The organism is Mesorhizobium sp. M2E.F.Ca.ET.219.01.1.1, assembly GCF_004016445.2.
GTDB lineage: Bacteria > Pseudomonadota > Alphaproteobacteria > Rhizobiales > Rhizobiaceae > Mesorhizobium.
In genome coordinates, this window is the sequence record NZ_SADT02000005.1 from 55,883 (window position 1) to 82,205 (window position 26,323).

A 26,323-nucleotide genomic window follows, 5' to 3' on the forward strand; every position below is an offset into this window, starting at 1 on the left:
AAAAAGATGGACTATCGATCTCTCGGCGCCTCCGGCCTGAAGGTGCCGGCGCTTTCCTTCGGCGCCGGAACTTTTGGCGGCTCCGGCCCGCTCTTCGGCCATTGGGGCAACAGCGACGCCCAGGAAGCGCGCCGCCTGGTCGACATCTGCGTGGAGGCTGGCGTCAATCTTTTCGACACGGCCGATGTCTATTCGGCCGGCGCGTCGGAGGAGGTGCTTGGCCAGGCGATCAAGGGCCGCCGCGACGCGGTGCTGATCTCGACCAAGACGTCGCTGCCGATGGGCGACAGTCCGGCCGACTGGGGCTCGTCGCGCTCGCGCCTGATCCGCTCCGTCGACGCGGCGCTGAAGCGCCTCGGCACCGACTACATCGACCTGCTGCAGCTTCACGCCTTCGATGCCTCGACGCCGGTCGAGGAGGTGCTGTCGACGCTCGACGACCTCGTGCGCTCGGGCAAGCTGCGCTATGTCGGCGTCTCCAATTTCTCCGGCTGGCAGGTGATGAAATCGCTCGGTCTGGCCGACAAGCATGGCTACCCGCGCTATGTCGCGCATCAGGTCTATTACTCGCTGGTCGGCCGCGACTATGAGTGGGAATTGATGCCGCTCGGCCTCGACCAGGGCGTCGGCGCCCTGGTGTGGAGCCCGCTCGGCTGGGGCCGACTGACCGGCAAGATCCGCCGCGGCCAGCCCTTGCCGGAAAAAAGCCGGCTGCACGGCACCGCCGATTTCGGGCCGCCGGTCGAGGACGAGCATCTTTTCAAGGTGGTCGACGCGCTGGAGGCGGTCGCGGCCGAGACCGGCAAGACCGTACCGCAGGTCGCCATCAACTGGCTCTTGCAGCGGCCGACCGTGTCATCGGTGATCATCGGCGCGCGCAACGAAGAGCAGCTCCGCCAGAACCTCGGCGCCGTCGGCTGGGCATTGACGCCCGAGCAAATCAAGGCGCTCGACGAAGCGAGCGCGGTGACGGCGCCTTATCCGTATTTCCCCTATCGCCGCCAGGAAGGTTTCGCCCGGCTGAACCCGCCGGCGGTGTGAGTGCCAGCGTTGAAGCTGCCAATCTCCCCCCTTGCGGGGGAGATCAGCTGTACCGCCACTCAGTGCAAGACAAACTCCCCATCCACTTTCCGCCACTCATTCGGCGCGATCAGAGTCTGGTGCGTGTAAGTCACCGAATGCAGCGGCCCGTCGAGCTTGGTCTTCCAGAACTCGATGAAGCGGATCAGCACCGGGAATTTCGGAGCTATGTCGTAATCCTGCCAGACGAAGCTTTGCAGCAGGTGCGGGTGGTCCGGGTAGTGGTAAAGGATCTTGGCCGTGGTCAGCCCATATCCCCTGAGCATCAGGTCCATTTCGGAATTGTCGCGCATTGCGTTTCCTTGGTTGATTCTCCTTCCTCCCAACGTCGAATTGTGCGCACGGTTGCTTAACTGTCTATGGATTTCTGCGCCGTCCTTCAAAATTTTCCCGTTAAAACAGGCGGTTAGCAGCCGCCAAGCGAGAGTGCTAATAGACTTGGGCGCTTGACCCTGCGTCATCCCGCCGCGCGAATCCAACGTCTAATATTGCCGTCACCGCGGAACTGTTAATAATGCCCGCGAATTCGCGGCCGTTTTGCCGCGATGCCGCTGGCGGCTCAAGCCGGTGGAGTGGTTTGGGAGGAAAGCAAGAAATGTCCGATGTGCATGTCCACCGCGTCCAGCCGGCGTGGAAGAAGAACGCGTTGATCGACAACGACACCTATCTCAAATGGTATGCCGACAGCGTGAAGAACCCGGACAAGTTCTGGGGCAAGCACGGCAAGCGCATCGACTGGTTCAAGCCTTTCACCAAGGTCAAGAACACCTCGTTCGACGGCAAGGTCTCGATCAAGTGGTTCGAGGACGGCCAGACCAATGTCTCCTACAACTGCATCGACCGGCACCTGAAGAAGCGCGGCGACCAGACCGCGATCATCTGGGAGGGCGACAACCCTTACGACGACAGGAAGATCACCTATAACGAGCTGTACGCGCATGTCTGCCGCTTCGCCAATGTCTTGAAGAAGCAAGGCGTCAAGAAGGGCGACCGCGTCACCATCTACATGCCGATGATCCCGGAAACGGCCTATGCTATGCTTGCCTGCACGCGCATCGGCGCCATCCATTCGGTCGTCTTCGGCGGCTTCTCGCCCGACGCTCTCGCCGGCCGCATCGACGACTGCAAGTCGACCGTCGTCGTCACCGCCGACGAGGGCCTGCGCGGCGGCAAGCCGATCCCGCTCAAGGACAACACCGACAAGGCGGTCGACATCGCCGCAAAGGCCGGCACCAAGGTCGAGAAGGTCGTGGTGGTGCGCCGCACCGGCGGCAAGACCGGTTGGGTGCCGGGGCGCGACGTCTGGTACCATGACGAGGCGGCAACCGTTAAGGCCGAGTGCAAGCCGGAGAAGATGAAGGCGGAGGACCCGCTGTTCATCCTCTACACCTCGGGCTCGACCGGCAAGCCGAAAGGGGTGCTGCACACCACCGCCGGCTATCTCGTCTATGTCTCGATGACGCACCAATATGTGTTCGATTACCATGACGGCAACATCTACTGGTGCACCGCCGATGTCGGCTGGGTCACGGGCCACAGCTATATCGTCTACGGGCCTCTGGCCAACGGCGCCACGACGCTGATGTTCGAAGGCGTGCCGAACTACCCGTCGCAGTCGCGTTTCTGGGAAGTCATCGACAAGCACAACGTCAACATTTTCTACACCGCGCCGACGGCGCTGCGCGCGCTGATGGGCGCCGGCGACCAGCATGTGAAAAAGACCTCGCGCAAATCGCTGCGCGTGCTGGGCACGGTCGGCGAACCGATCAATCCGGAAGCCTGGGAGTGGTATTTCAACGTCGTCGGCAACGGTAAGAGGCCGATCGTCGATACCTGGTGGCAGACCGAGACCGGCGGCATCCTGATCACGCCGCTGCCCGGCGCCACGGACCTGAAACCCGGTTCCGCCACGCGGCCCTTCTTCGGCGTTCAGCCGCAGCTGGTCGATGGCGAAGGCAAGGTGCTGGAAGGTGCCACCGACGGCAATCTCTGCATAACCGATTCCTGGCCGGGCCAGATGCGCACCGTCTATGGCGACCACGAGCGGTTCGTGCAGACCTATTTCTCGACCTACAAGGGCAAGTACTTCACCGGCGACGGCTGCCGCCGCGACGCCGACGGCTATTACTGGATCACCGGCCGCGTCGACGACGTCATCAACGTCTCCGGCCACCGCATGGGCACGGCCGAGGTCGAGTCGGCGCTGGTCAGCCACGACAAGGTTTCCGAGGCCGCGGTCGTCGGCTATCCGCACGACATCAAGGGGCAGGGGATCTACTGCTACGTCACGCTGATGGCCGGCGAGGCAGGCGGCGAGGACCTGCGCAAGGAGCTCGTCGCCCATGTCCGCAAGGAAATCGGCGCCATCGCCACGCCGGACAAGATCCAGTTCGCGCCCGGCCTGCCCAAGACCCGTTCCGGCAAGATCATGCGCCGCATCCTGCGCAAGATCGCCGAGGACGATTTCGGTTCGCTCGGCGACACCTCGACGCTTGCCGATCCGGCCGTGGTCGACGACCTCGTTGCCAACCGCCAGAACAAGAAGGGCTGATGGCCGGCGAGCTCGGCACCGTCAGCCAGCTCTGGCGCTATCCGGCGAGCTCGCTCGCCGGCGAGCGGCTTGATGCCATCTCCGTCGGCCTGAAGACCGTCGACGGCGACCGGCTGTTCGGACTGGTTGACGCTTCCGACGGCGAGATCGCCCGCCCGGATCGCGAAGCCAGATGGCACAAGGTGCCGCTGATCCGCACCCGGCTTACCGGAGACCGGCGGCTGGAAGTGGCGGTGCCCGGCGGCGGCTGGCTGCCGGCGCCCGATCCGGAAAGCGACCGGGCGGTTTCAGCCTTCCTTGGCTTCGAGGCCTCCATCCGTCCATTCGGGGCCGAGAACGCGGCGCCCGGCTACGCCGGCCCGCTGACCGAAGCCCGCTATGCCAAGGCGCCGATCCATCTGCTCACCACCGCCTCGCTGGCCAGGCTGAAGGCGCTGCATCCCGAGGGCACACCCGATCCGCGCCGCTTCCGTCCCAACATCGTCGTCGACATGGCGCCGGTCGAAGGCGCCTTCCCTGAGACGGAATGGATCGGCAGGAAGCTCGCCGTCGGCGATCTCGAGCTCACCGTCTCCGAACCCTGCCGCCGCTGCGGCTTCACCATCATCGCCCAGGACGGCTTCGACACCGACCCCGGCATCCTGCGCAATCTGGTGCGCCACAACGCCCACAATCTCGGCGTCTACTGCACCGTCGACCGGCCGGCGCGCGTCGGGATCGGCGCGCCGATGCGCTTCCTCTAACCCACCCCTTGTCTTTTGCTGCAACGCACCCCATCATTGGGGTGTGTTCAACAAACCGAAAGGAGGTGATCCGATGTCGAGTGATTTCGTTTTCCATAACGTGAGCTCAGCGGATTGCACTTCCGGGAAGCAGTCTTCCCGTTAAGGCGCGAGACGCGCGGCAGGTAGCCCGAAGGGGTTGCCGCCAGGAGCCGCGTCATGGACGGAAACACGGAAGGCCGCCGGCTTCTTGAAGAAGCGGCGGCCTTTTCCGTTTGGAGGCGGCTTTCGGTCGGCGTGACGCGCCGCTACCTAGTCACCGTGAGCTTGTCGATATTGCGCACGATATCCTGGAAGGCCTGGTTGAGCTCGGTCCCGTTGGCGGCCTGGTAGAAATGCTTGGCGTTGCCGGTGTCGGGACTGGCGCAGGACTGCAGCGTCGACTTGGCGTTCGTCTCGGTCAGCGCAAAGCCGACCGTGAATATCTCGATGCCCTGGTCGCGCATGGCCGCGCAGAGCGTTGTCGCCGCGGTTCGCGTCTGCACCTTGCCGGCGCCGTTATAGACCTGATCCGGACCGCTGGCGTCGAAATAGGACAGGTTGAATTCGCCGTCGGTCATCAGGATCACGTATTTCGCCACCTTCTTCGGATCCATCTTGGCCGGCCGTTGCGAGGCCCCCATCACGCTACCCCAGTTCTCCGAAAGCATGTACCAGGCCCATTGCACGCCGATATGGCCGGCGGTGCCGCCAGAGGCGACAAGGTCCTTGATGACGTTGTTCAGGGTAGACGCATTCGCGGTCAGCGGCTGAACCGTGGCAACCGGACAAGCTGCTGTGTTGGTCTGCTGGGCGAAGGCCGACAAATAGAGGTCGCGGTTGACCATGCTGACATCCGGGCCGGCATCCGAATATTGAAAGGCGCCCTTGCGCTCGGTCGCGCAATTGTCCGGCCGTGTCGATGCCGAGACATATTTCGGATCGACATTGGCGGGCGCCTGCTTGCGCTCGCTGGGCTTGGTCTCGACAAAAACCGTGCTAGCGGCAAGCGAGCCCACATTGACCGAATTGGCATAAGGCACGATCGCCACCCGCACGCGCGGATTGGTGGCGCTCTGGCCGGTCAGGAAGGAATTGACCGCGTTGCTCGCCGCCGTCCTCAGGTCCTTGATCTTCTGGCCCGCCATCGAGCCGGTGACGTCGAGCATCATAGCCACCTCGACGGTCTTGTCCGAATAAAGCGCCGTGGTCGAAGCGGTCACGCGCCGCATGCTGTCGGTGCTGAACAGCGGAAAGAAGAGGCCGACATCGGCATGCGCATCCGCCTGTACGGTGTTGGCCGTCTTGTCGACCGTGAGCTTGTCCAGCACGATCTGGTTGGCCTGCAGGATGCCGGCGGTGCTGTTGGCGTCGAGGAATGCCTGCACCGTTTTGTCGGCGTCGGCTTCCGTGATGATGCCGAGGGTGAGATCGCGGGCCGTCGAGGTCACGGCGGCGTCGACGACGCCCTGCAGGCTCGACCTCGCATTGTAGAGCTGCGAGATATTGACCGCGAATCCCACCCCCAGCGCGAGGACAGATACGGCAGCTCCGAACAGAACCGCGAAATTGCCTTCGCGATTGCGGGTAAAGTCGTCCACCCCACGAACGACGCCTCTGAACTGCCGCATCCCTTCCGCCTCCATTCTCTGCGGCGCCGCGCCGCTCGGCAAAGGCGTTGCAGGATTTTGGCCAGACCTGGAGAGTCCGCCGCCGAAAGATGCTTAACAGGCAGTTAACGCATTGTTTTTACTGGCTTTCGGTAGATTTATAGGTGAACCGGAAGTAAACAATAATGCGCCGGCGAAGCGAGCTTCATGAAGCGCTTACCATGATCTCGACAGCTGTCGCGGCCGTTCTCTCTTCGGCACAATCGAACTGTGCCGAAGTGGGTCAGCAGCAGCCATGAGCCGTGATGAACGGGTGCCGCGCCGGGTCGGTCGAGATTCAGGTCAGGCCGAGTTCGAGAATGGTGGTTTCCGAGAACCGGAGCGGAAGCGTACTTAAAGTACGTGAGCACCGGAAGCGCAGGAAGCCTTCATTCGCAGGCCGGCCTCACCTGAATATCACCGACCTCAAGCCAGCATCTGCGCGCTGACCGTCCTGTCGACGCCGTGGTGCGGAGGATTGAAGCGGTTGCCTTCCTGCTCATAGGTCCACACCTTGAACAGGGCGAGCCGATGCGGACCGAAACTGTGCAGCAGCGGCACGTCGGTGGCATCGCGGCCGCGCGCGATGACGACCCGGCCGATGCGCGGCCGGTTGTGGCGCGGATCGAACGTGTACCATTTGCCGTCGAGGAAGACTTCCATCCAGGCCGAGAAGTCCATCGGCGCCGGATCGGCCGGCACGCCGATGTCGCCGAGATAGCCGTTCACGTAGCGCGCCGGAATGTTCATGCATCGGCAAAGCGTGATCGCTAGATGCGCGAAATCGCGGCAGACCCCGACGCGCTCCTCATGCGCCTGGGCCGCCGTGCGGTTGGCGCGCGCATAGCCGTAGCCGAAGGAAAGCCGGCTGTTGACATAGTCGACGATTGCCTGGACGCGCGCCCAGCCGGGCGGCAGCTGGCCGAAACGCTGCCAGGCGACGTCGCTGAGATGATCGGTCTCGCAATAGCGGCTGCCGAGCAGATAGACCAGCACGTCGTCGGGCAGTTCCGCGACCGGCGTTTCCCGCGCCAGCGTGTTGACCTCGTCGGTCTCGCCGCTGTCCTCGATCGCAGCGTCGTAGAGGATGCGGAAGCTCCCGGCGGGCGCCGTGAAGCGACGGCAGATATTGCCATAGCGGTCGTGATAGGTCCGGGTCGGCACCGACGGCGAGGTCAGGACCCGCGTCTGCCGCTTGATGTCGGCATGCCGGTCGGGATGGATGTCGAGAAGCGAGATGATCGGTGTCGCCGCCGCGCATTCGATGGCAATTTCGTAGCCGAGCCGGATCAGCATCGCATGCCCCCTTTGGTGATTTTGGAAAGACAGCCCCTTCAACGCAACGAACCGGAGGTTGTTCCCGCGCGGAATCGAAATGCGCGCATCTCGCCTTCTCAGCCACCGATGGCCGGTCTAAACTGGGTAGCACGTTTCGCCCTCCCCGAAAACAATTCTCCAGGAAAACCCGATGTTCGCAGGCTCAAAGTTCGCTGCCTTCCTGTTCGACATGGACGGCACGGTGCTCAACTCGATCGCGGCGGCGGAACGGGTGTGGACGAAATGGGCGGAACGCCACGGCCTCGATGTGGCAAGCTTCCTGCCGACGATCCACGGCAAGCGGGCGATCGAGACGATCGCTGGATTGAGGCTTGCGGGCGTCGATGCGGTTGCGGAGGCCGATGCGCTGCTCAAGGCCGAGGCGGACGACCTCGAAGGCATCGTCCCGATCCCCGGCGCCGTCGCCTTCCTGAAATCGCTGCCGCCGGAGCGCTGGGTCATCGTCACCTCGGCGCCGCGCGAGCTGGCGCTGCTGCGCATCAAGGCCGCCGGCATCCCGGTTCCCGCCATGATGGTGACGGCGGAAGACGTGACCCATGGCAAGCCGGCGCCGGATTGTTTTCTCCTGGCGGCAAAGCGTCTTGGCGTCGAGGCGCGCGACTGCCTGGTCTTCGAGGATGCGCCCGCAGGCATCGCGGCCGGCGAGGCTTCCGGCGCCTCGGTGATGGTGATCAGCGCCACGCACGTCCACCCGCTCGTCACACCGCACCCGACGATCCGTTCCTATGATGAAATCGCCATTGCGGTCGATGATACCGGATTCATCGTTTTGTCGCCAACCCAGGCAGCAGCCTGAGCATGCAGGCCGGCCTGGCCTGAATATCAGCACATCCGGCTAGAAGTCGCTGGTTAGGCCCTTCACCTCCCAGTCGCCGTAGCGCCCGGGCTCCTTGCCGCCGCGACCGCCGATTTCCTTCGGCATCGCCGCTTCCGCTTCGCGGTAGAGCTTGCGCCTGGCCTCGGCCTCCGCCAGCGCCCGCTGCGCTTCCGGCGTCAGCATCTTTCGCGGCTCGTCGCCTTCATCCGTGGTTTCGGTCTTGTTGGTCAGTTCGGTCATGCGATATTCCCTGCCGATTGAAACGGGGCCCGGCCTTTCCCATCATATAGCCATGACCACAAAAGGATCGACCCCAATTCTCCATCGCCCCGCACGGATGACACGATGAACACGCTTCGCACCGCCATGCTTCTTGCCGCGATGACAGCGCTGTTCATGGGCGTCGGCTATCTGATCGGCGGCTCGGGCGGCATGGTCATCGCGCTTCTGATCGCCGCCGGCACCAACCTGTTCAGCTACTGGAACGCCGACAAGATGGTGCTGTCGATGAACCGCGCCGTCGAGGTCGACGAGAAGAATGCGCCCGAATATTACGCGATCGTCCAGGCGTTGGCCAAGCAGGCCGGCCTGCCGATGCCGAAGACCTATCTGATCGACAACCCGCAGCCCAACGCCTTCGCCACCGGCCGCAACCCCGAGAATGCCGCGGTGGCGGCCTCCACGGGCCTGCTCGAGCGGCTCTCCCATGAAGAGGTCGCGGCAGTGATGGCGCATGAGCTTGCCCATGTGCAGCATCGCGACACGCTGACCATGACGATCGTGGCGACGCTCGCCGGCGCGATTTCGATGCTCGGCAATTTCGCCTTCTTCCTCGGCGGCAGCCGCGAGAACAACAATCCGTTCGGCTTTGTCGGCGTGCTGGTCGCCATGCTGGTGGCGCCCTTCGCCGCCATGGTCGTTCAGATGGCGGTGAGCCGCACCCGCGAATACGAGGCCGACCGGCGCGGCGCCGAGATCTGCGGCCATCCGCTGTGGCTGGCCTCGGCGCTGAACAAGATCGCGCGTGGCGCCGAGCAGATCCCCAACGAGGATGCCGAGCGCAACCCGGCGATGGCGCATCTCTTCATCATCAATCCGCTTCACGGCGAGCGCATGGACAATCTGTTCTCGACCCATCCGAGCACGGAAAACCGCATCGCCGCCCTGCAGGAGATGGCGCGCGCGATGGGCGGCGCATCGCCTGCCAATCGGCGCGAGGCATCCGCGCCGCCCATCCAGCCCGAGGAGGCGCCGGCCGGTCCCTGGGGCAAGCCCGCGCCGCCCGCGCCGCCTGCCGAACCGCCGCAGCCAAGACCCAATCCCTGGGGCCGCAACCCGACCGGACCCCGCAATGCCGGGCGCAGGGGTCCCTGGTCGTGACGCCGCCGAAGCGCGGACATTCAGGCAATCCGCAACGCAAGGCCGATGACGAGATAGCCGGCCTTGCCGCGCGCAAGGCGGCGGCCCGGCTGCTGGCTGCCGTCATCGATGCCCGCACGCCGTTGGACGGATTGACCGACAACGAGCACGGCCACCCGCAATACAAGGCGCTGGACGGGCGCGACCGCGCGCTGGTGCGCGCCATCCTGGTGACCGCGCTGCGCCATCGCATGACCATTGCCGGGCTGCTGTCGAAGCGGCTGGAAAAGCCGCTGCCGCCCAATGCCACGGCGCTCTCGCACATCCTGCATGTCGCCGCCGCGCAGATCCTGTTCCTCGATGTTCCCGACAGCGCCGCCGTCGACCTTGCCGTCACCCATGCCAAATCCGATCCGCGCACGCTGCGCTTCTCCGGCCTCGTCAACGGGGTGCTGCGTTCGCTTGCCCGGGCCAAGGAGGCCCAGCTTGGCCCGGCGCTTGCCGCCACCAGCGAGGCCCCGCAATGGTTCGCCGAGCGGCTGACCGGCGCTTACGGCGCCGACAAGGCGCGCGCCATTCTTGCCGCGCATCGCAACGAGGCGCCCGTCGATTTCACCGTCAAGGCCGATCCGGCGCTCTGGGCCGAGCGCCTGGGCGGCATCGTTCTGCCGACCGGCACGGTGCGTGTCGAAAAGCTGTCGGCCAACGTCGCCGACCTGCCCGGTTTCACTGATGGTGCCTGGTGGGTGCAGGACACGGCCGCCAGCCTGCCGGCGCGCCTGTTCGGCGACATAAGTGGCCAGCGCGTAGCCGACCTCTGCGCCGCGCCCGGCGGCAAGACGGCGCAGCTTATCCTCGCCGGCGCCAACGTCACCGCGGTTGACACCTCCAAGAACCGGCTGGCGCGGCTGAAGCAGAATCTCGACCGCCTCGGCCTGACAGCCGAACTCGTCCAGACCGACCTTCTGGACTACCGGCCGGCGCGCTTGTTCGACGCCGTGCTGCTCGACGCGCCCTGCTCCTCGACCGGAACCGTGCGCCGTCACCCCGATGTGCCGTGGACCAAAGCCATGGCCGATGTCGAAAAGCTCGCCGCCCTCCAGCGCACGCTGCTTGCCCACGCCTTCACGCTGGTCAGGCCCGGCGGCCGCATCGTCTTTTCCAACTGCTCGCTCGACCCGATCGAAGGCGAGGAACTTTACCGCGCCTTCCTTGCCGAAATCCCAGGGGTGATCGATGACCCGATCCGCCCGGGCGAGTTCGCCGACATCGATCCGTTCCTTACATCCGCGGGCATGCTGCGCACGACGCCCGCCGACCTGACGCTTGAATCGCCAGGGATTTCCGGTCTGGACGGCTTCTTCGCGGCACGGATGAGACGGGCCGGTTGAATCGTTATCTCGCAAAAACTTGCTGACTTTTTTAGGGATCGGTACCGGCAAAGCGGCGTGAAGCGGTTCACTTAGGCGAATTCCGCCTTCGCATAAGTTCTTGAATCGCATAAGCTTGTGCTTGGGTTACGGGGACATCAGGAGGGCTTTTGGCACTTGTTGCCGGCAACACGACGCGTCTATGGACGCTCGTCGCGAAGGAGTTCTGGCGCAAGACGCGCCGGCGTTTGCGCGCCGGTCCGGTCTATCGCTGGCGCTATTCCGGCCGCACGCCTGAACGCGTCCTGATCGCCCCGCCGGATTTGCGGCTCGCGGATCCGCAGATCGCGCTGGAGATCTATTACGGCCGCTACCCGCTGTCCGGCCATCTGGTCGAGACCGGCGGCACCTCGCCCTTTCAGCTCGACGTGCCCAATCGTGGCTGGCAGAAATCGCTGCATGGCTTCCGCTGGCTGCGCCATATGCGCGCCGCCGGCACCGAGCTCGCCGCCGCCAATGCGAGAGCCCTGGTGACCGACTGGATCGCCATGCACGGCAACCAGATTTCCGGCGTCGCCTGGGAACCGGGAACGACGGCCAAGCGCGTGATCGCCTGGCTGCAGCATTCCTCGGTGGTGCTGCAAGGCGCCGAATTCCCCTTCTATCGCGCCTTCCTCAAATCGCTTGCCGTACAGATCCGCTACCTGCGCTCGATGGCGCGTGAGATGCCGGATGGCGAGGCCAGGCTGCGCGCCCGCATCGCGCTCGCCTTCGCCGCCCTGTCCCTGCCGGCGCCGGCCTCGGCGCTGCGTTCCGCGACGCGCAACCTGGCTGAGGAGCTGGAGCATCAGATCCTGCCCGATGGCGGCCACATCTCGCGCAAACCGATGGCGGTGCTGGAGCTGCTGGCCGATCTCCTGCCGCTGCGCCAGACCTATGCCAACCAGGCCGAGGCGCCGCCGGCGGCGTTGATCGGCGCCATCGACCGCATGTTGCCGGCGCTGCGCTTCTTCCGCCACCAGGACGGCAGCCTTGCCCGCTTCAACGGCATGGGCGCGACCATCCATGACCGCATTGCCACCATCATGCGCCATGACGACACGGTGGGCGCGCCGCTGCTGCACGCGCCGCATTCCGGCTATGAGCGCCTTTCGATGGGCGGCGTGACGGTGATCGCCGACACCGGCCTGCCGCCGCCGATCGATGTATCCAACGCCGCGCATGCCGGCTGTCTCGCCTTCGAGCTCTCGTCCGGGCGCCAGCACTTCATCGTCAATGCCGGCATCGATACATACGGCGCCCCGGAATTCCGGCCGCTGGCGCGCGCCACCGCCGCGCATTCGACCGCGACGATCAACGACACCTCGTCGGCGCGCTTCAGTCACTCGCTACGGGTCAGCGACCTTTTGGGCTCGCCGCTGATCGGCGGCCCCCAGCACGTGCCCTGCAAGCGCCTCGACCGGAAGGGCATGCAGGGCTTCGTCGCCCGCCATGACGGCTATGTCCAGCAATTCGGCTTCCTGCATGAGCGCGAGCTGAAGCTCGGCACGAACGGCAATGTGCTTGCCGGCCGCGACCGGTTCCTGCGCCCGGGCAATGCCGCGATCCGCAACAATGGCCGCGACTTCGTCACGGTGCGCTTCCACGTCCACCCCGACATCAGCCTGCTGCAGGACGACCACGACCGGCTGACGCTTGCCGCCGCGCAAGGCGACAGCTGGGTCTTCACCTGCGCCGAAGTGGTGCCGGAGGTCGAGGAATCGATCTATTTCGCCGGCCTGAGCGGCCCGCGCCGCAGCCGGCAGATCGTGCTCGCCTTCAAGGCCTCGGAGATTGCCGAGGTCCACTGGCAGCTAACCCGCACGCACATCGCCGGCTATCCCGAAAACAACTGAGCCTGCCTGGCAAACGCGGCTGAGCGCCTGACCCCGGATTCACTTGATTTCCGGGGCTCATATGCTAGGGCCGGCCAACGTCCCTTCCAACAGCTCTGAAAGGCCGCCCGCCATGGCCGTGCCCACAAAAAACATTCCGGCGCCGGATCTCGTTCCGGTGCGCCGCGCCCTGCTTTCCGTCTTCGATAAGACCGGGCTGGTCGACTTTGCCAAGGCGCTCGCCGCCGCCGGCGTCGAACTGGTTTCGACGGGCGGCACGGCAAAGACCATCGCCGAGGCCGGCCTTGCGGTGCGCGATGTTTCCGAGCTCACCGGCTTTCCCGAGATCATGGACGGCCGGGTGAAGACCTTGCATCCTTCCGTGCATGGCGCGCTGCTCGGCATCCGCGACGATGCCGAGCATGCCAAGGCCATGCGCGATCATCACATCGAGCCGATCGACCTCGTCGTCTCGAACCTCTACCCGTTCGAGGAGGTGCGCCGCTCCGGCGCCGGCTATGCCTCGATCGTCGAGAACATCGACATCGGCGGGCCGGCGATGATCCGCGCTTCGGCCAAGAACCACGCCTATGTCGCCATTGTCACCGACCCGGCCGACTATGCTTCCGTGGTCAACGCATTGGAGATGAATCTCGGCTCGCTGTCGCTCGACTTCCGCAAGAAGCTGGCGGCCAAGGCGTTTGCCCGCACTGCAACTTATGACGCGGCGATTTCCGGCTGGTTCGCCGAAGAGCTCCAGATCGAGCACCCGACATGGCGCGCGTTCGGCGGCCGTCTCGACCAGGTGATGCGCTATGGCGAGAACCCGCATCAGAATGCGGGCTTCTATCTCTCGGGCGACAAACGGCCCGGTGTCGCCACCGCCAGGCAATTGCAGGGCAAGCAGCTCTCCTACAACAACATCAACGACACCGACGCCGCCTTCGAGCTCGTCGGCGAGTTCGATCCGGCTCGCTCGGCGGCGATCGCCATCATCAAGCACGCCAACCCCTGTGGCGTCGCCGAAGGCTCGTCGCTGAAGGCGGCCTATGCCAAGGCGCTGGCCTGCGACCCGGTCTCGGCCTTCGGCGGCATCGTCGCCATGAACCGCATCCTCGACGCCGAGGCGGCGGAAGAAATCGTGAAAACCTTCACCGAGGTGATCATCGCGCCTGACGCCACCGACGAGGCTGCCGCGATCGTCGCGGCGAAGAGGAATTTGCGCCTCTTGGTTACCGGCGGCCTGCCCGACCCGCGCGCCGCCGGCACGACGGTGAAGTCGGTCGCAGGCGGATTGCTTGTGCAAAGCCGCGACAATGCCGTGGTCGACGACCTCGAATTGAAAGTGGTGACCAAGCGCGCGCCGACGCCGGCCGAACTGGCCGATCTCAAATTTGCCTTCCGCGTCGCCAAGCACGTGAAGTCCAACGCCATCGTCTATGCCAGGGACGGCGCAACGGTAGGCATCGGCGCCGGCCAGATGAGTCGCGTCGATTCCTCGCGCATCGCCGCCCGCAAGGCGCTCGACGCGGCGGAGGCCGCCGGCTTGGCCGAGCCGCTGACCAAGGGTTCGGTGGTCGCCTCGGACGCGTTCTTCCCCTTCGCCGACGGGCTGTTGTCGGCGATCGAGGCCGGCGCCACGGCTGTCATCCAGCCCGGCGGCTCGATGCGCGACGACGACGTCATCGCCGCCGCCGACGAGCACGGCATCGCCATGGTGTTCACCGGCGTGAGGCATTTCAGGCATTGATACTCGACGCGGAGATGCCTCAAGAATTCGCTCCGCTGAGTCGATTGGTGCGGTTTTCGAGAACCGGAGCGGAGCGGACATTCAGTCCGTGAGCACCGGAAGCGCAGAAAGCCGCGGCAAGCGGCCGGCGGAGTAGAATTATCGAAGCGTCTCCTACCGCTTGTCCGCCGGATAGGGCGTCCCCGCCAGGATCGCCATACCCAGCCCGAGGAACAGGATGATCGCCGCCATGCCCAGCCGTGGCGAATCGCTCATGGTCGTGATAGTCGCCACCATGAACGGTGCGAGGAAGCTGGTCGCCCGCCCCGCCAGCGCATAGATGCCGAAATAGCGCCCCGACTCCGCGGCGGTGACGCTGCGCGCCATGTAGGAGCGCGACGATGCCTGCACCGGGCCGAAGGCGAGGCCGATCAGCAGGCCGTAGAGGATATAGGCCTTTTCCGCCGCAGTGCCGAACAGTCCGCCGGAATCGGTTGTCGGCAGCGGGATCAGGCCGAGCAGCGTGAAGCCCGGACCGGTCGAGACGACGCCGATCGTGGCGACCGACAGCATCACCAGCGAGATCATCACGACATGCTTCGAGCCAAGCGCGGTATCCAGCCGCGCCGCGATCCAGCAGCCGAAGATGGCGACGATGTTGAGGATGATGCCGAACAGGCCGATCTCGGTGATCGACCAGTGGAACATGCCGGCCGCGAAGGTGCCGCCGAGCGCCAGCAGCGCATTGACGCCGTCCTGATAGATCATCCGCGCCAAAAGGAAGCGCAGGATGCCGCTGCGCTGGCGCACCTCGGCAAGCGTGGACTTCAGCTCGGACAGGCCCTCGCGCACCGCCGGTCCGATCGGGATTCCCTTGCTGGCGTCGGGCGTGAAGAAGAACATCGGCAGGATGAACAGGAAATACCAGCCGGCCGACATTGGCCCGGTGAAGCGCGCATCCTCGCCGAGCTTCGGGTCGAGGCCGAACAATGGGTCAAGGCCGATGAGCGTCTTGCCGGTTTCCAGATTGCCGGCCAGGAACAGCACGACGAAGATCAGCGCCACCATGCCGCCGAGATAGCCAAGTCCCCAGGCGACATTGGAAATGCGGCCGATCTCTTCCTTCGGCACCAGCCGCGGCATCATCGAATCGTTGAACACGGTGGAAAATTCGGCCGCAACCGAGGCCAACGAGAACAGCAGCACGACCAGGAAGAGGTTCGAGCCGGGTGCGGCGAACCATAGCAAGGTGAGGCTGACGATCTTTATCGTGGCGAAGAAAGCAATCCACGGCTTGCGCGGCCCGGTCTGGTCGGCGATCGAGCCGAGCACCGGCGACAGTACCGCGATGACCAGGCCCGCCGCGGCAATGCCGTAGCCCCAGGCAGCCTGGCCGGCGGTCGGGTCGCTCGCCATGCGCGAGACGAAATAGGGTCCGAAGATGAAGGTGGTGACGACGGTGAAGAAAGGCTGCGCCGCCCAGTCGAAGAACATCCAGCCCCAGATGCCGCGCCCCGATGCCCGCTGCACTGTCTCTACTGCCGCCATGCTGATTCCCTCGGGCCGTCCGCGTCGGGCGTCATGTCTGCATGTTTTGAGGCAGCGACGCAAATGAACAAGCGGCGCCGCTTATCGCCTTGGGTTCCTCGCCCCACGAAGTGGGGAGAGGTGGCTCGGCGAAGCCGAGACGGAGAGGGGAATGCGGCGACCTCCGGCAGATTGACCACTCGAGGAAGGTCTTCGCTCCACGAAGCCCCCTCTCCGCCTCGCTGCGCTCGGCACCTCTCCCCACTTCGTGGGGCGAGGAACTTCACATCCCTGTCAGGTCGGTCATCAGCCCGGATGCCACCGAAAGCCGCGACACGGTGATGTCGCCGCCTTCGGTCAGCGCCTGCAGCCGCTCGCGGATGCGGGCGACCCGCTCGCCGCCGGCCTCCAGCCACGCCGCGACCGGATCCGCCGCCGCGCCATGCGCCGTCAGAGCCGCCACCGCGATGCCGCGACGCGCGACGCCGATCGTGTCGGTCGCGCGTGACAGCGCCAGTTGGTCGTAATAGTCGGGCGGCATGATCGAGCGCGCAGCTTCCTCGACGCGCGGGATGCGGAAGGCGTCGCTGACGGCGAAGAAGGCCTTGGCCGCGCTGACGATATCGGCATTGGCGGTGCGCGCGGTGAGCGCGACGTCGGGGATCAGCTCGGCCACCTCGGCCAGGGCGAGCTGCCCGGCGAGCTTCTCCGGCGCGCCACCCTTGAACAAGCCCTGCCGCCGCTCCTCGATGCGCTCGCGCGAGAAGGCCGGCAGCAGCGACACCAGCTTCGGCTCCAGCGCCTTGCGGGCCTCCTGCAGCTCGTCGATCCGCTGGCCGAGCGGCGCGGAGCCGGCTTCGTTCTTCAGGTACCAGCCGCTGGTTACAAAGATGAGCCGGCTGACGGACTGGTAGAGATCGAGCTGGGTCTGCCCGTCGATCTGGTTGTCGAGCGCGTCGATCTCGCGATAGAGCGCGGGCAGCGCAAAGCCGTCGCGGACCACGGCGAAGGTGCGCACGACATCGGCCGCCGGCCGGCCGGTGGCTTCCTGCAGCCGGTTGACGAAGGATGGCCCACCGCGATTGACGAGATCGTTGGCGACGACGCGCGCGATGATCTCGCGCCGCAGCCTGTGGTCGCGGATTTCGCCGGCGAATTTCTTGGCCATGCGCTCCGGGAAATAGCCCATCAGGTCGCGGTCGAAATGCGGCTCGTCCGGCACGTCGCTGGCGACGATGTCGGAGAACAGCACGATCTTGGCATAGGCGAGCAGCACGCCGAGCTCGGCCCTGGTCAGCGGCTCGCCGCGCGCCTCGCGCTCGGCAAGCGCCGCCGGCGAAGGCAGCGTCTCGACGGCGCGGTCGAGCAGGCCGCGCGCCTCCAGCGCCGTCATGAAGCGGGCCTGATGGGCGATGTCAGCCAGCCCCCGCTTGCGCGCCAGCGACAGCGCCAGCGTCTGCTGGTAGTTGTTGGAAAGCACCAGCGCGCTCACCTCGTCGGTCATCTCGGCCAGCAGCTTATTGCGCGCCGGTCTGGTCAGCGAGCCTTTGCGCATGGCGGAAGCCAGCGCGATCTTGATGTTGACCTCGACGTCGGAGCAGTTGACGCCGCCCGAATTGTCGATGGCGTCGGAGTTGCAGCGGCCGCCATTCAGGCCGAACTCGATGCGCGCCCGCTGCGTGACGCCGAGATTGGCGCCCTCGCCGATGACTTTCGCCCGGACATCGAGCGCGGTGACGCGGATGGCGTCGTTGGCGCGGTCGCCGACATCCTGATTGCTTTCGCCGGAAGCCCTGACATAGGTGCCGATCCCGCCAAACCACAGGAGGTCGACCGGAGCCTTGAGAATAGCGTTCATGATCTCGACCGGCGTCGCCGTGGTCTTGGCGAGCCCGATCGCGACGGCGGCCGCCTGCGGCAGCGTGATCGATTTCTGGTTGCGCGAGACGATGACGCCGCCTTCCGACAGCTTCGACTTGTCATAGTCCTGCCAGGACGAGCGCGGCAGGGCGAACATGCGCTGGCGCTCGGCCATCGAGGCCGCCATGTCCGGATCGGGATCGATGAAGATGTCGCGATGGTCGAAGGCGGCGATCAGCCTGGTGGCCGGCGACAACAGCATGCCGTTGCCGAAAACGTCGCCCGACATGTCGCCGACGCCGACCACGCTGAAGGGCGTGGTCTGGATGTCGCGGTTGATCTCGCGGAAATGCCGCTTCACCGCCTCCCAGGCGCCCTTGGCGGTGATGCCCATCTTCTTGTGGTCGTAGCCCGCCGAGCCGCCGCTGGCGAAGGCGTCGTCCAGCCAGAAGTGGTGCTTCTCGGAAATCGCGTTGGCCGTGTCGGAGAAGGTCGCCGTGCCCTTGTCGGCGGCGACGACGAAATAGGGATCGTCAGGATCGCGCCGCACCACGCCGGCCGGCGGGATGACCCCGTCGACTCCGATATTGTCGGTGATCGAAAGCAGGCTGGAGACGAAGTTCTTGTAGGCCGAGGTGCCGGCCTCGAAGATGGCGTCGCGGCTGCCGCCGGCCGGCAGGCGCTTCGGGAAGAAGCCACCCTTGGCGCCGACAGGCACGATGACCGCGTTCTTGACCTGCTGCGCCTTCACCAGCCCCAGCACCTCGGTACGGTAGTCCTGGGCGCGGTCCGACCAGCGCAGGCCGCCGCGCGCCACCGGGCCGAAGCGCAGATGCACGCCCTCGACCTCGGAGCCGTAGACGAAGATCTCGCGCCATGGCCGCGGCGCCGGCAGTCCCTCGACCGCCTGCGAGTCCAGCTTGATCGCCAGCGACTGCCCCTTCGCTTTCGTATCGGCTACGAAATGATTGGTGCGCAGCGAGGCCTCGATGAGGTTGAGGTAGCGGCGGATGATGGTGTCGTCATCGATATTGGGCACCTCTTCCAGCGCGTCCTTGATCTTGGCCTTGAGGTGCTTGGCCGCGACCGCGCCGTCGCCTTCCGCTGTCGGCCCGAGTCGGGCGACGAAGAGCGAATGCAGGCCGCGCGCGATCTCCGGATAGCGGTTGAGCGCCGCGGCGATGAAATCCTGGCTCTGCGGAATGCCGGCCTGCTGCAGATAGCGGCCATAGGCGCGCAGGATGGTGATCTCGCCCGACCACAGGCCGGCGGTCTGCGCCAGGCCGTTATAGCCGTCATTGTCGACATCGCCGCGCCAGACGGAGAGGAAGGCGTCCTCGAACAGCGCCCCACCATCGGCGAGGTTGATTGCGGTGCCGTAGCTGTTCTCCAGCTCCATGTCGTGAATGAACACCCGGTCGGCCGGATCGCCGCCGACCTCGAAGGTGCGCTCGCTGATGACGCGGAAGCCGATATTCTCCAGCACCGGCACGCGCCGCGACAGCGCCACCGGGCTGCCATGGTGGTAGATCTTCAGCGCCGCCTGGTTCGGCTTCTGCCCGGCATGGCGGTAATAGTCGATCGCGATCGGATTATCCGCGCTGATCTTGGCGATGCGCCCGGCATCGGCAAGCGCCACGGCGGCGGAGAAGGTGTCGCGATAGCTTTCGGGGAACCGCGCCGCGATCGCCTTTAAGCCCGGATCGCTGCCAGCCGCTTCCGCGGCTTCGGACAGCGCGTCCTCCCAGGTGCGCACGATGTCGCGGATCGCCGCCTCGATCGTCGACTGCTCGACCTTCGGCGTTTTGCCGCCAGAGCGGCCGATGATGAAATGCACACGCGCCAGCCCGCCTTCCGGGAAGGCCGGGTAATAGGCCGACAGCCGGCCCTCGAACACGGTCTTGAGATAGGCGCCGATCTTCTCGCGCACGACGCTGTCATAGCGGTCGCGCGGCACGAAGACGAGGATCGAAACGAAACGATCGAACTGGTCGACGCGCACCAGCGCCCTGATCCGCGGCCGCTCGACCAGGCCGAGGATGGCGTTGGCATGCTTTCTGAGGACCGGCACCGGAACCTGGAAGAACTCATCGCGCGGATAGCTTTCCAGCACATTGATCAGCGCCTTGCCCGAATGGTCGTTCGGATTGAAACCCGACTTGGCAATGATCGTCTCGGCCTTTGAGCGCAGATAGGGGATCTTCATCACCGAGCGCGTGTACGCGGTCGAGGTGAACAGGCCGACGATGCGCAGTTCGCCCGCGAGCGCGCCTTTTGGCGTGTAGGTCTTGATGCCGACATAGTCGAGATAGATGCGGCGGTGCACCAGCGACTTGGCGTTCGCCTTGGTGACGATCAATGGCTCCGGTCCGTGCAGGAAGGCGCGGATCTCCGGCGTCGTCGTCACCGCCTCGGTGCCGCGCCGCAACACCAGCACATCGGGATCCGACAGGATGCCGAGGCCCGGCTTGTCGGCGCGCTCCAGCGTGCCGCTCTCCTCGCCGCCGACATATTTGAACTCGCGCATGCCGAGGAAGGTGAAATTGTCGTCGCGCAGCCATTCGAGGAAGGCGATCGCCTCGGCAACGCTCTTCTTGTCGAGCGGCACCGCGGAATAGCGGAACTCGGAAATCGCCTGGTCGAGGCGGGCGAGCATACGCTTCCAGTCGACGACCGCGGCCCGGACCTGGGAGAGCATCTTGCGCAGCCGCTCGGTAAGGCTCTTCGCCTCTTCGGCGGTCAGCCTTGGAATGTGGACGTGGACGACGCTCAGCCTGTCGTGCTCGTCATCCTCCTTGCCGCCATCGCCAAGCACCTCGACCACACCGTTCTTGCCGTGGCGTACGGTAACGATCGGATGGGTGACCAGCGTCGGCTCGCCGCTTGTCTCGGTGATCTCGCCGAGGATGGAATCGAACAGGAACGGCATGTTGTCGTTGACGACGGTGACGACGGTGACCGGCCGGCCGTCGCAGGCAACGCCCGAATCGGCCTCGACGGCGACGACGCTTTCGCCCTTCCTGTGCCTGGCCACCGCTTGGGCGGCGAGCGCGCCGGCGCGTTCCAGGTCGGCCGCGTCATAGGCCGCGATATCCTCGGCGGGTGCCCGCGCAAGCAGATAGTCGGCAAGCCTTGCGGGCTTCTCCTCCGCTTTCGCGGCGGCTGCCGCTTTCTTCCTCGGCTTGGATTTCACGCTGGCCATGACGCTTATTCCTCCCGTCTTATGCTTTTGCGGCTATCGTAGCAGATGACCGCCGTTTCGCGACAAAGGTTTGACGACGCATTAAAAAATTCGAACCGACGCCGTTGGCTTGCAAGGAGAAACCATATGACCGGCAAAATAACCGCGCTCGACCTCGTCCAGGCGGAGCTCAGCGAGGCGACGAAAGCCTATTTCGCCAAGTGCGAAGAGAAGCTCGGTCTCGTGCCCAACGTGCTGCTCGCCTACGCCTTCGACGAGAAGAAACTGCGTGCCTTCACCGACATGTACAACGATCTGATGCTGGGCGATTCGGGCCTGTCCAAGCTGGAGCGCGAGATGATCGCGGTCGCCGTCTCCTCGATCAACCATTGCTATTATTGCCTGACCGCGCATGGCGCGGCGGTGCGTCAGCTGTCGGGCGAGCCGGCGCTGGGCGAGATGATGGTGATGAATTTCCGCGCCGCCGACTTGTCGGACCGCCAGCGCGCCATGCTCGAATTCGCGGTCAAGCTGACGGAAGAGCCGGCCAGGATCGTGGAAGCCGACCGCGCCACCTTGCGCCAGGCCGGCTTTTCGGACCGCGACATCTGGGACATCGCCGCGACCGCCGCCTTCTTCAACATGTCCAATCGCGTGGCCGCCGCCGTCGACATGCGGCCCAACGCGGAATACCACGCCATGGCAAGGTGACGGCCACGATTATATTAGCGAGTTCGAATTTTTCGTTGCCGACCCCGCCTTTTGGTCCGATGATCAACGATTGCGGCGCGGCCGCATGCCGGTTCGACGCTGCCGACAAGGGAGAGAGAACATGGCGAAATTTCTCTATGTCTATCATGGCTCCGGCAAGATGCCGACCGATGAGGCCGAACGGAAAGCGGCTATGGATGCCTGGACCGGCTGGTACGGCAAGCTCGGCTCGGCCGTGGTCGATGGCGGCAATCCGGTCGGTATGTCGAAGACTGTGCTGCCGAGCGGCAAGGTCGAGAACAATGGCGGCAGCAATCCGACAGCCGGCTACACCGTCGTCGAAGCCAGGGACATCGACGACGCCGTCGCCAAGGCCAAGGACTGCCCGATCCTGATGGACCCCGCCTTCAGCGTCGAGATCGCGCCGATCATCGAAATGATGTGAGGTAAGAGGTTCAGGCCGCCCGCGCGCGGGCACCCTGACCTGAACATCAACTACCGAGCGGCGATCGCCGCCGCGGCGCCCGCCATCGTCGTGGCGCTGACGCGGTTGGCGATCTTCATGGCGCGCTTGCTCTTCAGGAGCCGGCGCGCCTGCGAAGCGGCCAGCACCCAGGCGAGGTCGATGACCACCAGCACGACAGCCATGGTCAGCGTCAGCTCGACCCAGCCGACCACGCTGACCGAGGCAAGATCGATGATGGTTGGCAGCAGAGCCAGATAGAACATCATGATCTTCGGGTTGCCTAATGTCACCGCCATGCCGGCAAAGAACAGCTTCACGGGCGAATCTTCGCGCGGCATCTCGCCTTCCTTGGCCTCGACCGGCGCCGTCCACATCTTGAACGCCAGATAAGCAAGGTAGGCAACGCCGACCCATTTCACGACGACGAAGGCGTAGTGAAAGGTCTGCGCCACGACGGCCAGCCCGAACACCGCCAGCGACAGCCAGATCGCCTCGCCGATCCACATGGCGAGCAGGAAGGGGAAGACGTCGCGAAACCCCTTCGAGATCACCCGAGCCACCAGTGCCGCGATCGACGGCCCGGGCGAGCCGGCGGCGACGAACAAAGCGGCGGCGAAGATCAGCAGCGAGGCGAGATGCATGGGGGCGTTTCCTACGGGATAGAAAGAAACGATAGCCGATCGGAGTAGATTTGGCACGCCCAGCAAGGCGCGATCATCGATCAAGGCGACAATAACTGCCAACGCCGGCGCCGCCCCTCATCCGCCCTTCGGGCACCTTCTCCCCGTAAAAGGGTCGAAGGGACGCTGGCGCCGACGATTTCGCCAATCGCAAACGTTCGTAGAACAGGAGCCGGCGTTGCGACCAGCCTTCTTCTCCCCGTTAACGGGGAGAAGGTGCCGGCAGGCGGATGAGGGGCAGCGCCGACGCTGACGATTGCTGCTCTTGCCGTTCCGTTGAGCCTTGGCTAGAAGACCCGCCTGACATCCATTTTTTGAGCATCACTTTGCCTCAGTAACCGCCGGTCTCGCCAACTCCCCCGAATGCACCCCAGGCGCAGCCATCAACGCTGCCTGCTTATTTTCATGTGTTCTTCAGGCGGCGGTTCGAGACCGGTTTGGCATGCTGAGCCGCCGCGTGTGATCCGCGCCGACGCCTGACTTTCAACTTTCGCCACGCCGTGCCCATGAAGGGCATCTCGGACATTGCCGGCCTGACGGACTTCCCGACGGGAAGGGCCTACCGGCATGTCTTCTACCTTGCGTGTCCGCTGGACGATCGCACCCGCAATCGCGCCACGACCTCTGATCAACTGCAACCGTTGCGGCGACATCAAACCCTATCGTTGCAGCGAAAAATTCCGCGTCAATGCCAATGGCAAGCGCATCGACGTCTGGTTGATCTATCGCTGCGTGAGCTGCGACAACTCCTGGAATTTCACCATCCTGGAACGGCGAAACCGCCACGATATCGAGCCGGCACTGCTGGCAGCGCTCGAAAGCAACGATCCGGCGCTTGCTCGCTGCTTTGCCTTCGATGCCGCCGCGTTGCGCAACCGGGCCGGGCGGGTCGAGGAATCTCGTGATGTAACGGTCCGAAAGAGGCTGATGGACGGAGAGCCGGGACACGCCGACGCGCTCGCGCTCGAGCTTCGGCTGGAGGGGACGACGCCTTTGCGGCTGGACCGCCTGCTTGCCGGCGAGCTGGGCCTTTCGCGGTCAAGGCTCCAGACCCTGGACGACCGAGGGCTACTGACCATCGAACCGGATGGCGCGAAAGCCTTGCGCAAGCCGGTTCGCGACGGCCTGGCGGCGCGCATCGATCTGGCCGGAGAGGCGGATTGCCCCGCTATCCTGTCGGCAGCGTGCCGCTAGATCGTGATGGCGTTTCGTTGAATCGCCATCTCGATCCAGCTCTTTGTTGGAGCATGATCTTTGTCCGAAAACCGGTTCCCAAGTTTCGCCGACGCGGACCTTCGGTTCGGGATCATGCTCTGAAACGAAAAGAGGGAGCCGATGCTCCCTCTTTTGAACCCTTGGCTGAAAAGCTTACGCCGCGCCCATGACCTTGGCGGCCTTCTCGAAACGCTTGCGCTCGTTCGGGTCGAGATAGAGCTTGCGGAGCCGAATGGTCTTGGGCGTCACCTCGACCAGCTCGTCGTCCTGGATCCAGGCCAGCGCCCGCTCCAGCGTCATCCGGATCGGCGGCGTCAGCTTCACCGCCTCGTCCTTGCCGGCGGCGCGGATGTTGGTGAGCTTCTTGCCCTTGAGCACATTCACTTCGAGGTCGTTGTCGCGGCTATGGATGCCGATGATCATGCCCTGATACACCTTGACGCCCGGATCGATGATCATCGGGCCGCGGTCTTCCAGGTTCCACATGGCGTAGGCCACCGACTCGCCCTGCTCGTTGGAGATCAAGACGCCATTGGTGCGGCCAGGCAACTCGCCCTTGTAAGGCTCATAGGCGAAGAACAGCCGGTTCATCACGGCGGTGCCGCGCGTGTCGGTCAAAAGCTCCGACTGATAGCCGATCAGGCCGCGCGTCGGCGCATGGAAGACGAGGCGCTGGCGATTGCCGCCGGACGGACGCAGCTCGACCATCTCGGCCTTGCGCTCCGACATTTTCTGCACGACGACGCCGGCATGCTCCTCGTCGACGTCGATGACGACTTCCTCGACCGGCTCGAGCAGCTGGCCGTCATCGCCCTTCTGCATGACGACGCGCGGACGCGACACGGCAAGCTCGAAACCCTCGCGGCGCATCGTCTCGATCAGCACCGCAAGCTGCAATTCGCCGCGGCCGGAGACGAAGAAGGAATCCTTTTCGGCCGATTCCTCGATCTTCAGCGCGACATTGCCTTCGGCCTCGCGCAGCAGGCGGTCGCGAATGACGCGGCTGGTCACCTTGTCGCCCTCGGTGCCGGCCAGCGGGCTGTCATTGACGAGGAAGGACATGGTCACGGTTGGTGGATCGATCGGCTGCGCGTGCAGCGGCTCGTTCACCGCCGGGTCGCAGAACGTGTCGGCGACCGTGCCCTTCGACAGGCCGGCGATCGCCACGATGTCGCCCGCCTGGGCCTCGTCGATCGGCTGGCGCTCGAGGCCGCGGAAAGCGAGGATTTTGGAGACGCGGCCGGTCTCGATCTGGGTGCCGTCATGGTGCAGCACCTTGACCGCCTGGTTGGCCTTCAGCGTGCCGGACTCGATGCGGCCGGTGATGATGCGACCAAGGAATGGGTTGGCTTCCAGGATGGTGCCGATCATGCGGAACGGGCCGGGATGGACCGTCGGCGCCGGCACATGCTTGACCACGAGGTCGAACAGCGGGGCCAGGCCCTGGTCCTTCGGACCTTCGGGATACTCGGAAACCCAGCCGTCGCGGCCCGAGCCGTAGAGGATCGGGAAGTCGAGCTGCTCGTCGGTGGCGTCAAGCGCGGCGAAGAGGTCGAACACCTCGTTGACCACCTCGACATGGCGGGCGTCCGGACGGTCGATCTTGTTGATGACGACGATCGGACGCAGGCCCACTTTCAGTGCCTTGCCGACGACGAACTTGGTCTGCGGCATCGGGCCTTCGGCGGCATCGACGAGCACGATCGCCGAATCCACCATCGACAGGATGCGCTCGACCTCGCCGCCGAAATCGGCGTGTCCGGGCGTGTCGACGATATTGATGCGGGTGCCGTGCCAGTCGACCGAGGTCGCCTTGGCCAGGATGGTGATGCCGCGCTCTTTTTCGAGGTCGTTGGAATCCATGGCGCGTTCGGCGACGCGCTGGTTGTCGCGGAAGGCGCCGGACTGTTTCAGAAGCTGGTCGACCAGCGTGGTTTTGCCATGGTCGACGTGCGCGATGATCGCGATATTGCGGAGGTTCATTTTTCTGGTCTCGGGAACGTTGCAGGCAGCAGGCTTAAAAAGCGCCGCCTTTTTCGGTTGCGCGGCTCATACAAGGTTTTTCGCAATTGCGAAAGGGGAGGCCCGACCCCAAATAAATGGTCACTGATTCTTAAACGTCTTGGTGTGAAATGATTCTGTTAACCAAGGCGGA

19 protein-coding genes are annotated in these 26,323 nt (G+C 64.9%); 11 read left to right on the forward strand and 8 right to left on the reverse strand.

Going from position 1 to position 26,323, the window contains the following annotated elements; all coding sequences use genetic code 11:
• Positions 1-6 precede the first annotated feature (6 nt).
• Positions 7-1,041, forward strand: coding sequence for an aldo/keto reductase (locus EN862_RS23225; protein WP_127865892.1), 1,035 nt, complete (start codon positions 7-9; stop codon positions 1,039-1,041).
• 59 nt (positions 1,042-1,100) lie between these two features.
• On the opposite strand, the gene EN862_RS23230 is transcribed toward EN862_RS23225, so the two are convergent.
• A complete protein-coding gene (locus tag EN862_RS23230; RefSeq protein WP_127865893.1) occupies positions 1,101-1,373 on the reverse strand; it encodes an usg protein in 273 nt (90 codons plus the stop codon).
• Between the two features lie 302 nt (positions 1,374-1,675).
• Here EN862_RS23230 and acs point away from each other — a divergent pair, with 302 nt between their 5' ends.
• A complete protein-coding gene (gene acs, locus EN862_RS23235) occupies positions 1,676-3,631 on the forward strand; it encodes an acetate--CoA ligase (protein ID WP_127865894.1) in 1,956 nt (651 codons plus the stop codon).
• Positions 3,631-4,374: an MOSC domain-containing protein gene (locus EN862_RS23240; RefSeq protein WP_127865895.1), complete on the forward strand. Its 744-nt coding sequence runs from the start codon at positions 3,631-3,633 to the stop codon at positions 4,372-4,374. Before acs ends, EN862_RS23240 begins: the two co-directional genes overlap by 1 nt.
• A 287-nt stretch (positions 4,375-4,661) precedes the next feature.
• Here the strand turns inward: EN862_RS23240 and EN862_RS23245 are convergent, their stop codons facing one another.
• Positions 4,662-6,023 carry a pilus assembly protein gene (locus tag EN862_RS23245; RefSeq protein ID WP_127865896.1) on the reverse strand — a complete coding sequence of 454 codons (1,362 nt, stop codon included), beginning with the start codon at positions 6,021-6,023 and terminating at the stop codon, positions 4,662-4,664.
• Between the two features lie 444 nt (positions 6,024-6,467).
• On the reverse strand, positions 6,468-7,337 hold the full coding sequence (locus tag EN862_RS23250; RefSeq protein WP_127865897.1) for a transglutaminase family protein: 870 nt from the start codon (positions 7,335-7,337) through the stop codon (positions 6,468-6,470).
• A 172-nt stretch (positions 7,338-7,509) separates the two neighbouring features.
• Between EN862_RS23250 and EN862_RS23255 the strand changes: the two genes are divergently transcribed.
• Positions 7,510-8,175, forward strand: coding sequence for an HAD-IA family hydrolase (locus EN862_RS23255; RefSeq protein WP_127865898.1), 666 nt, complete (start codon positions 7,510-7,512; stop codon positions 8,173-8,175).
• A gap of 39 nt (positions 8,176-8,214) precedes the next feature.
• On the opposite strand, the gene EN862_RS23260 is transcribed toward EN862_RS23255, so the two are convergent.
• Entirely contained in the window at positions 8,215-8,436 is a 222-nt protein-coding gene (locus EN862_RS23260) for a DUF1674 domain-containing protein (RefSeq protein WP_127865899.1), read from the reverse strand.
• A gap of 105 nt (positions 8,437-8,541) precedes the next feature.
• On the opposite strand from EN862_RS23260, the gene htpX reads away from it, so the two are divergent.
• The 4 genes from htpX to purH all read left to right on the forward strand — a co-directional run bounded on the left by htpX (position 8,542) and on the right by purH (position 14,549).
• Positions 8,542-9,576, forward strand: coding sequence for a zinc metalloprotease HtpX (gene htpX / locus EN862_RS23265; protein WP_127865900.1), 1,035 nt, complete (start codon positions 8,542-8,544; stop codon positions 9,574-9,576).
• Positions 9,573-10,946 (forward strand): RsmB/NOP family class I SAM-dependent RNA methyltransferase, encoded by a 1,374-nt coding sequence (locus tag EN862_RS23270; RefSeq protein WP_245519678.1) that lies wholly within the window; start codon positions 9,573-9,575, stop codon positions 10,944-10,946. Before htpX ends, EN862_RS23270 begins: the two co-directional genes overlap by 4 nt.
• Before the next feature lie 149 nt (positions 10,947-11,095).
• Complete coding sequence (locus EN862_RS23275) at positions 11,096-12,820, forward strand: heparinase II/III family protein (RefSeq protein ID WP_127865901.1); 1,725 nt, start codon at positions 11,096-11,098, stop codon at positions 12,818-12,820.
• A 112-nt stretch (positions 12,821-12,932) separates the two neighbouring features.
• On the forward strand, positions 12,933-14,549 hold the full coding sequence (gene purH, locus EN862_RS23280) for a bifunctional phosphoribosylaminoimidazolecarboxamide formyltransferase/IMP cyclohydrolase (protein WP_127865902.1): 1,617 nt from the start codon (positions 12,933-12,935) through the stop codon (positions 14,547-14,549).
• 153 nt (positions 14,550-14,702) lie between these two features.
• On the opposite strand, the gene EN862_RS23285 is transcribed toward purH, so the two are convergent.
• Together EN862_RS23285 and EN862_RS23290 are read right to left on the reverse strand one after the other, a co-directional pair.
• Entirely contained in the window at positions 14,703-16,076 is a 1,374-nt protein-coding gene (locus EN862_RS23285) for an MFS transporter (RefSeq protein ID WP_127865903.1), read from the reverse strand.
• Positions 16,077-16,338: 262 nt separating this feature from the next.
• Entirely contained in the window at positions 16,339-21,117 is a 4,779-nt protein-coding gene (locus EN862_RS23290) for an NAD-glutamate dehydrogenase (RefSeq protein ID WP_127865904.1), read from the reverse strand.
• Between the two features lie 126 nt (positions 21,118-21,243).
• On the opposite strand from EN862_RS23290, the gene EN862_RS23295 reads away from it, so the two are divergent.
• Positions 21,244-21,807, forward strand: a complete 564-nt coding sequence (locus EN862_RS23295) for a peroxidase-related enzyme (protein ID WP_127865905.1) — start codon at positions 21,244-21,246, stop codon at positions 21,805-21,807.
• A gap of 121 nt (positions 21,808-21,928) precedes the next feature.
• Positions 21,929-22,252, forward strand: coding sequence for a YciI family protein (locus EN862_RS23300; protein WP_127865906.1), 324 nt, complete (start codon positions 21,929-21,931; stop codon positions 22,250-22,252).
• Positions 22,253-22,302: 50 nt separating this feature from the next.
• On the opposite strand, the gene EN862_RS23305 is transcribed toward EN862_RS23300, so the two are convergent.
• Complete coding sequence (locus tag EN862_RS23305; RefSeq protein ID WP_127865907.1) at positions 22,303-22,914, reverse strand: LysE family translocator; 612 nt, start codon at positions 22,912-22,914, stop codon at positions 22,303-22,305.
• A 606-nt stretch (positions 22,915-23,520) separates the two neighbouring features.
• Between EN862_RS23305 and EN862_RS23310 the strand changes: the two genes are divergently transcribed.
• A complete protein-coding gene (locus tag EN862_RS23310; protein ID WP_127865908.1) occupies positions 23,521-24,147 on the forward strand; it encodes a DUF1062 domain-containing protein in 627 nt (208 codons plus the stop codon).
• A gap of 174 nt (positions 24,148-24,321) precedes the next feature.
• On the opposite strand, the gene typA is transcribed toward EN862_RS23310, so the two are convergent.
• Positions 24,322-26,151 carry a translational GTPase TypA gene (gene typA / locus EN862_RS23315; protein WP_127865909.1) on the reverse strand — a complete coding sequence of 610 codons (1,830 nt, stop codon included), beginning with the start codon at positions 26,149-26,151 and terminating at the stop codon, positions 24,322-24,324.
• Positions 26,152-26,323 lie beyond the last annotated feature (172 nt).

What these genes read in the sequence shown, in the direction of transcription:
- EN862_RS23250 (WP_127865897.1), bottom strand. Translation starts at nt 7,337, where the DNA reads ATGCTGATCCGGCTCGGCTACGAAATTGCCATCGAATGCGCGGCGGCG.
- EN862_RS23300 (WP_127865906.1), top strand. Translation starts at nt 21,929, where the DNA reads ATGGCGAAATTTCTCTATGTCTATCATGGCTCCGGCAAGATGCCGACC.
- EN862_RS23225 (WP_127865892.1), top strand. Translation starts at nt 7, where the DNA reads ATGGACTATCGATCTCTCGGCGCCTCCGGCCTGAAGGTGCCGGCGCTT.
- EN862_RS23240 (WP_127865895.1), top strand. Translation starts at nt 3,631, where the DNA reads ATGGCCGGCGAGCTCGGCACCGTCAGCCAGCTCTGGCGCTATCCGGCG.
- purH (WP_127865902.1), top strand. Translation starts at nt 12,933, where the DNA reads ATGGCCGTGCCCACAAAAAACATTCCGGCGCCGGATCTCGTTCCGGTG.
- acs (WP_127865894.1), top strand. Translation starts at nt 1,676, where the DNA reads ATGTCCGATGTGCATGTCCACCGCGTCCAGCCGGCGTGGAAGAAGAAC.
- EN862_RS23290 (WP_127865904.1), bottom strand. Translation starts at nt 21,117, where the DNA reads ATGGCCAGCGTGAAATCCAAGCCGAGGAAGAAAGCGGCAGCCGCCGCG.
- EN862_RS23260 (WP_127865899.1), bottom strand. Translation starts at nt 8,436, where the DNA reads ATGACCGAACTGACCAACAAGACCGAAACCACGGATGAAGGCGACGAG.
- EN862_RS23230 (WP_127865893.1), bottom strand. Translation starts at nt 1,373, where the DNA reads ATGCGCGACAATTCCGAAATGGACCTGATGCTCAGGGGATATGGGCTG.
- EN862_RS23305 (WP_127865907.1), bottom strand. Translation starts at nt 22,914, where the DNA reads ATGCATCTCGCCTCGCTGCTGATCTTCGCCGCCGCTTTGTTCGTCGCC.
- EN862_RS23295 (WP_127865905.1), top strand. Translation starts at nt 21,244, where the DNA reads ATGACCGGCAAAATAACCGCGCTCGACCTCGTCCAGGCGGAGCTCAGC.
- EN862_RS23310 (WP_127865908.1), top strand. Translation starts at nt 23,521, where the DNA reads ATGTCTTCTACCTTGCGTGTCCGCTGGACGATCGCACCCGCAATCGCG.
- EN862_RS23285 (WP_127865903.1), bottom strand. Translation starts at nt 16,076, where the DNA reads ATGGCGGCAGTAGAGACAGTGCAGCGGGCATCGGGGCGCGGCATCTGG.
- typA (WP_127865909.1), bottom strand. Translation starts at nt 26,151, where the DNA reads ATGAACCTCCGCAATATCGCGATCATCGCGCACGTCGACCATGGCAAA.
- EN862_RS23245 (WP_127865896.1), bottom strand. Translation starts at nt 6,023, where the DNA reads ATGCGGCAGTTCAGAGGCGTCGTTCGTGGGGTGGACGACTTTACCCGC.
- EN862_RS23255 (WP_127865898.1), top strand. Translation starts at nt 7,510, where the DNA reads ATGTTCGCAGGCTCAAAGTTCGCTGCCTTCCTGTTCGACATGGACGGC.
- htpX (WP_127865900.1), top strand. Translation starts at nt 8,542, where the DNA reads ATGAACACGCTTCGCACCGCCATGCTTCTTGCCGCGATGACAGCGCTG.